Source organism: Dapis hubbardiae BLCC-M172 (assembly GCF_050016015.1).
GTDB lineage: Bacteria > Cyanobacteriota > Cyanobacteriia > Cyanobacteriales > Microcoleaceae > Trichodesmium.
Map to the genome: position 1 here is coordinate 1 of NZ_JBNHEQ010000004.1, position 8,375 is coordinate 8,375.

General features: G+C 38.6%; 5 protein-coding genes. 2 read left to right on the plus strand and 3 right to left on the minus strand.

Going from position 1 to position 8,375, the window contains the following annotated elements:
* A partial coding sequence (locus tag ACP6PK_RS00240; protein WP_426556746.1) for a WD40 repeat domain-containing protein occupies positions 1-1,250 on the plus strand: 1,250 nt, incomplete at its 5' end.
* Positions 1,251-1,784: 534 nt separating this feature from the next.
* Here ACP6PK_RS00240 and ACP6PK_RS00245 read toward each other — a convergent pair.
* The 3 genes from ACP6PK_RS00245 to ACP6PK_RS00255 form a co-directional block, all read right to left on the minus strand.
* Complete coding sequence (locus ACP6PK_RS00245) at positions 1,785-2,105, minus strand: hypothetical protein (protein ID WP_426556748.1); 321 nt, start codon at positions 2,103-2,105, stop codon at positions 1,785-1,787.
* Between the two features lie 144 nt (positions 2,106-2,249).
* On the minus strand, positions 2,250-3,173 hold the full coding sequence (locus ACP6PK_RS00250; protein WP_426556750.1) for a hypothetical protein: 924 nt from the start codon (positions 3,171-3,173) through the stop codon (positions 2,250-2,252).
* Positions 3,174-3,453: 280 nt separating this feature from the next.
* Positions 3,454-3,915, minus strand: coding sequence for a hypothetical protein (locus tag ACP6PK_RS00255; RefSeq protein WP_094674891.1), 462 nt, complete (start codon positions 3,913-3,915; stop codon positions 3,454-3,456).
* Between the two features lie 471 nt (positions 3,916-4,386).
* On the opposite strand from ACP6PK_RS00255, the gene ACP6PK_RS00260 reads away from it, so the two are divergent.
* On the plus strand, positions 4,387-8,375 hold a 3,989-nt coding region (locus ACP6PK_RS00260), incomplete at its 3' end, for an nSTAND1 domain-containing NTPase (protein ID WP_426556752.1).

The window sequence follows — 8,375 nt, forward strand, 5'->3', positions numbered from 1 at the left end:
GCAAAGAATTAGCTACCCTAAACCACCAAGGCGGGGTAAATGCAGTAGCCTTTAGCCCCAACGGCAAAATCATTGCGACCGCAAGTAATGACCAAACCGCCCTCCTCTGGGATGCTACCATCGGCAAAGAATTAGCGACTCTCAACCACCAGAACACCGTAAGAGCTGTAGCCTTTAGTCCTAACGGCAAAACCATTGCTACTGCAAGTTATGATAATACCGCCCTCCTCTGGGATGCTACCATCGGCAAAGAATTCGCTACCCTCAACCATCAAGGCGGGGTAAATGCAGTAGCCTTTAGTCCTAACGGCAAAACCATTGCCACCGCAAGTTATGACAATATTGCCCGCCTCTGGGATGCTACCACCGGCAAAGAATTAGCTACCCTAAACCACCAAGGCGGGGTAAATGCAGTAGCCTTTAGTCCTAACGGCAAAACCATTGCCACCGCAAGTAATGACAATATTGCCCGCCTCTGGGATGCTACCACCGGCAAAGAATTAGCTGTTCTCGAACACCAGGACTCAGTAAGGGCAGTAGCCTTTAGTCCTGATAGCAAAACCATTGCTACTGCAAGTGATGACAATACCGCCCGTCTCTGGGATGCTACCACCGGCAAAGAATTAGCTACCCTCAAACACAACGACTCAGTAAGGGCAGTAGCCTTTAGTCCTAACGGGCAAACCATGGCTACTGCAAGTGATGACCAAACCGCCCGCCTGTGGGATTCTACCACTGGCAAAGAATTAGCTACCCTCAAACACAACGACTCAGTAAGGGCAGTAGTCTTTAGTCCCGATGGTAAAACTATTGCGACAGCAAGTTATGACCAAACCGCCCGCCTCTGGGATGCTACCACTGGCAAACAATTAGTGACTCTCAAGCACCAGGGCGGGGTAAATGCAGTAGCCTTTAGCCCCAAGGGCAAAACCATTGCGACAGCAAGTAATGACAATACCGCCCGTCTCTGGGATATGGACACCCACGAAGTCATCGCTACCTTCAACCACCAGGATAGGGTATGGACAGTAGCATTCAGTCCCGACGACAAGACTATTGCTACTGCAAGTTGGGACAAAACTGCCCACCTCTATGAGGTAATGAAAGTAGATTTAATTGCAGAAGCTTGTCGCCGTCTCCCTCGAAATTTAACAGCAGAGGAATGGAAGCAGTATATAAACAGCAACTTGGAGACATATCAGAAAAGTTGCGAAAATCTTCCCGTTCATCCTTCTGTTAATCTTAAGTGATATCATGTCTGGTAGCATCATAATTCCAAGTGATATAGAATCCAGATAATATCATGTCCGTTGGTATCGGAGCGTGTAAAAGTTGGGAAAATATCTACCGCCATATAAAGTTTTTCCTTCTCTTAAAGCTTCTTCCTCCCTGTTCCCAGTTAAGTGTTCCCTACCTTTGCTATACAATACCGATGCTACCGGACATGATATAATTAGGGTTTGCTGAAAAAGTCTTTTTGTGAGGGTAGGAGTCAGGAGTCGTAGGGGTGATTTCCGTTCCGGAATGCTCCTAATTACGCAAATCACCCGTACAGGAAAAGTTGGAATTATAGAGGAGGTAGGAGGAAGAATAGTCCTTTGATTTTTCTCCCATAGTCTGCCCAAAATACTTAATTTTTGAACATGAGGGGTCAAAAATCTAGCACTTTTTGATACCTAAAAAGCCTAAAATCTTTATCTGCAAATGGTTTGATATTGATTCAGCAAGCCCTAATTATGACTTCTAACTTCTAACTTTTTTAATAGGGAAAAAGTCAAACTAATTTACGATCGCTTTAATATATATTTTCTGAAAAACCAAACAAATATACTGGTAGTTAAAAGTATCATTAATTTGAATATCAATATATTGTCACAAACCGAACCATGATAATTTTTAGGGATAATTAATTTACATTCTTTTTCAGCATCATCACCGATAAAACTAACAAAAGCTACACCTGTACCTCCCACAGCAATTAATTCTTGAAAGTTATGATCGCTCTTAGCTTTTTCTATTTCTACTTGACTACGAACAGCGTTAATATTACCTTCTAATAATAGCAATCCCTGGTCAAAATTTTGTAAATCTCGTGTAATTTGCAAAAGATATTTTTCGTTGACTAATTGACTAAAATCTTCAAAAAATGCGATTTCGGTTTTATTTATAGTGACTTTTTCTCTAGCTTTTTTCTGGAGAGTTTGTACTCTTTTATCGTAATTACTTAAATTTATTTCTATTGTGCCTTGTTAAAATTTTAAATTGTTCAGATTTTGGGTATATTGATTGATCATAATTTGAAATTGACTCAGAGCATCACTAATTTCTTCCAACTTATTACCTTGTCTATTTTCTTGACTAATCTTTGCTTCTAAAGATTCAATTTTTGTCTGAATTTTACTAAATTTATCTTTAATTATATTACTTAAAATCCGAGTTTGAGCGTAAGCCCAAACAATTTTATGGTGAGAATAAAATAAGCGCATCCAGTCTATATAGAATCCACTTAATTTGTTGAATGTTGCTTCGTCTGGATAGATAGCAATAATAATATGTTGATTTTGAACAACGGTAATAATTTCTTTGTCTGCTAATTTTACAGTCTGCTGTTTTAAACTATTAATAGATTCTTCAAAAATTGTGGCTCCGATAAATTCACCTTTGCCATCGAATTCTACTCTTTTTTGGGCATTGGGAAAAATTGCGTTGTAACATTTTTTGGCAATTTTTTCTATTTCTTCTGGAGTTGTTTCTGAGGAGTCTGGTAGATAGGCAGATAACATCCAAGTCTGACCTAATGTGGCAATATTCTCTCCTAATTTTTGTTGGATTTTTGCTCTTAATTCAGCAAAATATTCTGGTGTTTTTGTGTCTGGTGTAGCAACTTCTAATAATAGTCCATAACTATCTCCCAATCTTACTGGGTAGTAATAACCATCTTCTCCAGAACTATCAGGAAAGAAAGCATAAGTAGATTTGAGTAGCTGAATATATTCTACTTCTATACCTTTATTGTTTTCTTGTCCGTCTCGTTTTAATTTTTCTTGAACAGTTGGATGGAATTTTTGATAAAAATATTGTCGTTTTTGTTCTATGTCTTGCTCATCATCACCGAGACTGTTTCTCAAGTCATAGAGAAATAAGTCAATGGTAGGATTAATAATATCAGTCATTTCAATTATCAGTCATTTCAGTTATCAGTTATCACTCATTATTTTAGTTATTAACAAAACTTACGCAAAATATATGTAAATTGTGTTTTTTGTAGGGGCAATTTCCTACGGAATGCTCCGCAAACATGAATTGCCCTTACAGATAGTGTCCGTGCGTAAGTCCTGATTAATATCATCTAAAACAATGATTTATGGGTTAGAGTGGATAGGCATCAAATTACATAATTTTATCTGAATTTTATCCACCTAACCCACCCTAAAAAAATTATTTATAGTCTAACTAATCTTGACCAATTAAATTCATTAATTTATCAAACTTACTAATTTTTTGAACTGTTTCTGATGGCTCTGGTGATGAGATAATTTGGATAGCTGCATTGGTAATTTCATTACTTTCCAAATCAGACATATCTACATCAGGAATAGGACGTTCTAGGGGTTGATTTTCCTCCGTCGGGGTAACTGTTTTCACATCTTCAGTATTAAGGATTAAATCTTGAGGCATCTCATCAATTTTTTCTAGCTTTGAATTAATATTTTGAAAAACTGTATTGAGAGATGGGTTATTGTTAATTATTTCCATTAGACTTGGTTGAATATCTTCTTCCCAAGCTGTAGGGTCAAGGGATAATTGTTGACCCGCAATATAAAGGTTTTCTTTTTCTTCTGAACTTAGGGGAGTATCTGACTCTTTGATTGCTAGTAACATGGATAATAAAAATTTGTTCGCTGAATCATTCATTTTGTGTCTCCTTGATTTGTACTTTATTTGTTCTCTAGTTTTAGATAACTTTAGTTATTGATCTTGATTATATTCTTGTTTAAGATAGCAATCTGATCTGCATTGTGAGATATTGTAACTTATGCAACAGACAACAGGCAACAGGTAATAGGTAATAGGCAACAAACAACAAACAACAAACAACAGACAACAGGCAATAAGCAACAGGCAACAGGCAACAGGCAACAGACAACAAGAAAAAAACTGTATATTTACTGCCGTTCCTTAAGTTCTGACATATTTGATTTCTGACCAGTCCTCATCTTCTTGAGTAGGGTATAATCTAGTTAGTTTATTAATATATTATAGATAAATTTACCTAAATTACCTCTTTTTCAGGGTAGATTTGGCCTTAAAACTTGACCTCAATCACCTGAAAAATACTGTAATTTTTTTTATCAACATTTTAAATAGTCAATATAATTAATAATTATGAACAGAGAAGCATTAGTCGTTGGCATTAATTCTTATCCATTCCTCAAAAAAAAGAAACCAGGAGATTTAAACCTTAAAGCACCCGTAAAAGATGCTGAAGCTATTGCCGAAATGTTAGAAAAATACGGCAAGTTTCATGTACAACGTTTACCTAAAAATTACAACCAAGAAGGTCAAGCTAGATTTGTTCCAAATGGTCTTGTCAAAATTAATGACCTGGAAAAAAGAATTATTAATTTATTTAATCCTCCATCAAAAAATGAAGTTCCTGATGTGGCTTTACTCTTCTTTGCCGGACATGGTTATTTGAAAGAAAAAGGAGGCATTCAAGAAGGATTTTTAGCCACAAGTGATGCTCAACTAAAAAACGAGAAATATGGCATATCTTTAAATTGGTTAAAAGAGCTATTACAAAAAAGTCCTGTCAAAACACAAATAGTTTGGTTAGACTGTTGTTTTAGTGGAGAATTTTTAAACTTTCAAGAAGCAGACCCTGGTACAGGAAAAAAAGTAAGTCGTTGTTTTATTACTGCTGCTCGTTCCTTTGAAACAAGTGTAGAACAAATAGATGGAGAACAAGGAGTTTTTACCGCAAGATTACTCAAAGGTTTAAATCCAGAAAATTCCATAGATGGTTGGATAACTAACTATATATTAGCAGATTCTATTAAAAAGAATATGCTCGATACTGCTCAAGCTCCTGTATTTCATAATTCAGGAAATGCAATTATTTTAACTACGAATAGTCCGACTCAACCTGTAGATGAACGTTGGAAAAATACTCCTCCTTATCGTGCTTTATCTTATTTCACAGAAAAGGAAGAAGATGCAGTATTTTTTCATGGTCGAACCAGATTAACAGATGAATTAATTAACCAAGTAAGAACCAATAATTTTGTCGCCATATTAGGAGCATCCGGTAGTGGAAAATCATCCTTATTAAGAGCAGGTTTATTATATCAACTGAAGCGGGGGCAAAAAACATCGGGAAGTGACAGGTGGCAATATCTAGATCCTTTTACACCGACTACATCTCCTCTGGAAAATCTGCAAAAGGCAATTAATATAGAAGGGGAAAATCCAGAGAATTTAAGCGAAAAATTAATCGACTTTATTCAGTCAGCAGAAGCAGAAAGAGTCATCATGGTAATCGACCAATTTGAAGAATCTTTTACCCTCTGTGAAACTCACGAAAAACGACAGGAATTTTTTGATTGCTTCTTGGCAGCAATAGGAAATGAAGCCATTCAAAAGAAATTTTGCTTAATCTTAGGAATGCGGGCAGACTTTCTCGACCAATGTTCAAAATATCCAGGATTAGCAACTCAAATTAAAGAAAATCAATTCTTAGTAACCCCTCTGGAAAAAGAAGAAATAGAGGAAGCAATAAAAGAGCCTGCTGAATTAGTAGGGATGGGAGTACAACCAGGATTAGTTGCTCAAATGACAGAAGACTTTTTACGTAATCCAGGTAGTTTACCTCTTCTCCAATATACTCTAGATGCACTGTGGAAAGATGCCACTCAAGGAGAAGAAAAAACTAAATATTTAACTCTGGCAACTTATAGAAAGTTTGGTGGAATTCAAGGTACTTTGACGAAGCGAGCTAATGAAGTTTTTGAGAGTCTAACTCAAGAGGAAAAGTCAGTTGCGAAGCGGATATTTTTAGAATTAGTACAGCCTGGGGAAAAGCAAATAAATTCGGGAAAAATAACAGATACCCGTCGCAGAGTAATATTAGAAAATTTGCCTAATGAACAACATAGTTTAGAGATGTTGTTAAAGGTAAGTGATAAATTAGCTAACCCTAATAATCGGTTAATTACTATAGATAAGTCAGAGATAGGAACATTATTAGATATTATTCACGAAGATTTAATCAGAAGTTGGAAAACTTTGAGGGAATGGGTTGAAGAATATCAAGAAGTTTTGCCTTTGGTAAGGAAGATAGAAGGTGATGCAACGGAATGGGAAAAACATAATAAAAAAGATGATTGGTTATGGCGAGAAGGGCAGTTAATGAAGGCAGAAGAATATTTGGAAAACTATGGGGATATGGGTTTGTTGGATGGATTTGCTTATGAGTTTGTCAAAGCAAGTCAGGAGTTAAGAAATCGTTGGGAAATTGAAGGGAAAGAACGGAAAAAAAGGGAGTTTAAACAGGAGCAAAAAGCCAGGAGGTTAGCTCAAAGACGGAATCAAATTTTGGCTATTTCTTTGCTGTTTATGAGTGGGGTATCTGCTTTTGCTTTGATACAACAAAGGATAGCTAGACATAATAGTGAAGCATCCTTTGCTCGTCAGATGGCAGCAGAAGCAGAAGTGGCTATTGCTAACTGGAACTGGTACGATCGAGGTACTTTGTTAGGACTCCAGTCAATATATAAAGTCCAAGAGCTGCAAAAAAATCGGTATGTATGGTGGAATAGAGCTGTCAAGAAATTCTTAGGTGGTCAGTCCTTAGATATCCCCAAAAATGCAGCCGATGGAGCTATTCGCAAAGCCCTAAGTCAACTACCAGATCATCTGCATACCCTCAACCACCAGAGCGCGGTAACAGCACTAGCATTGAGCCAGGACGGCAAAACTCTTGCTACTGCAAGTGATGAAAATACCACCCACCTCTGGAATGGAGACACTGGCAAAGAGGTCGCTACCCTCAACTACCAGGATAAGGTAATAAAAGTAGCATTGAGCCAGGACGGCAAAACTCTTGCTACAAAAAGTGAAGATAAAGTTGCCCGCCTCTGGGATGCTGCCACAGGCAATGCCATCGCTACCCTACTCCATCACTCTGGAGTAAATGCACTAGCATTTAGCCCCAACGGTAAGATCATTGCTACTGCCAGTGACGACAATATTGTCCGCCTCTGGGATACTACCACCGGTAATGCCATCTCTACCCTAGTCCACTATTTCCCGGTAAATGCACTAGCCTTTAGCCCAGACGGTACAGCCATTGCTACTGCCAGTGATGACCAAATCACCCGCTTCTGGGATACTACCACAGGCAAAGAATTTGCTACCCTTAACTACAAGGCCAGGGTACATAAATTAGTCTTTAGCCCTGATGGGAAAAGGATTGCGACTGCCAGTGATGATCATACCGTTGGCATCTGGGATACCAGAACCTCTAAAGAAATCATTACCCTAAAGCACCAGGATAAGATAATAGCATTAGCCTTTAGCCCCAATAGCAAAACCATTGCTACTGCCAGTGATAACAATACAGCTCGCATCTGGGATATCTGCACTGGCCAAGAAATAGCTATCCTACCCCACCAGTATAAGGTAAAAGCAGTAACCTTTAGCCCCGACGGCAAAACCATTGCTACTGCGAGTGATAACAATACAGCTCGCCTTTGGGATACCAACAGCGGCAAACAAGTCGCTTCCTTCAATCACCAAGACACGGTAAATGCAATAGTCTTTAGCGAGGATGAGCAAACTATTGTAACAGCAAGTTATGACAAAACTGTCCGCATCTGGGATGCTAATCTCTCTAAAAAAGCTACTACCCTCAAGCATGAGTCTTGGGTAAGAGCAGTAGCATTGAGCCAGGACGGCAAAACCATTGCCACAGCAAGTAATGACAATACCGCCCGTCTCTGGAATACGAAAACTGGTAAACAACTCGCTACCCTACTTCACCAAGGAGAAGTAACAGCAGTAGCCTTGAGCAAGGATGGGAAAACCATTGCTACTGCAAGTGCTGACAATACCGCCCGTCTCTGGGATGCTGCTACCGGCAAAGCCATCGTTACCCTCAACCATGAAGGAGAAGTAATAGCAGTAGCCTTGAGCAAGGATGGGAAAACTATTGCCACAGCAAGTAATGACAATACCGCCCGTCTCTGGAATACGAAAACTGGCGAACAACTTGCTACCCTGAACCACCAAGGAGAAGTAACAGCAGTAGCCTTTAGTCGCAACGGGAAGACTATTGCTACAGGCAGTGCTGACAATACTGCCCGCATCTGGAATAC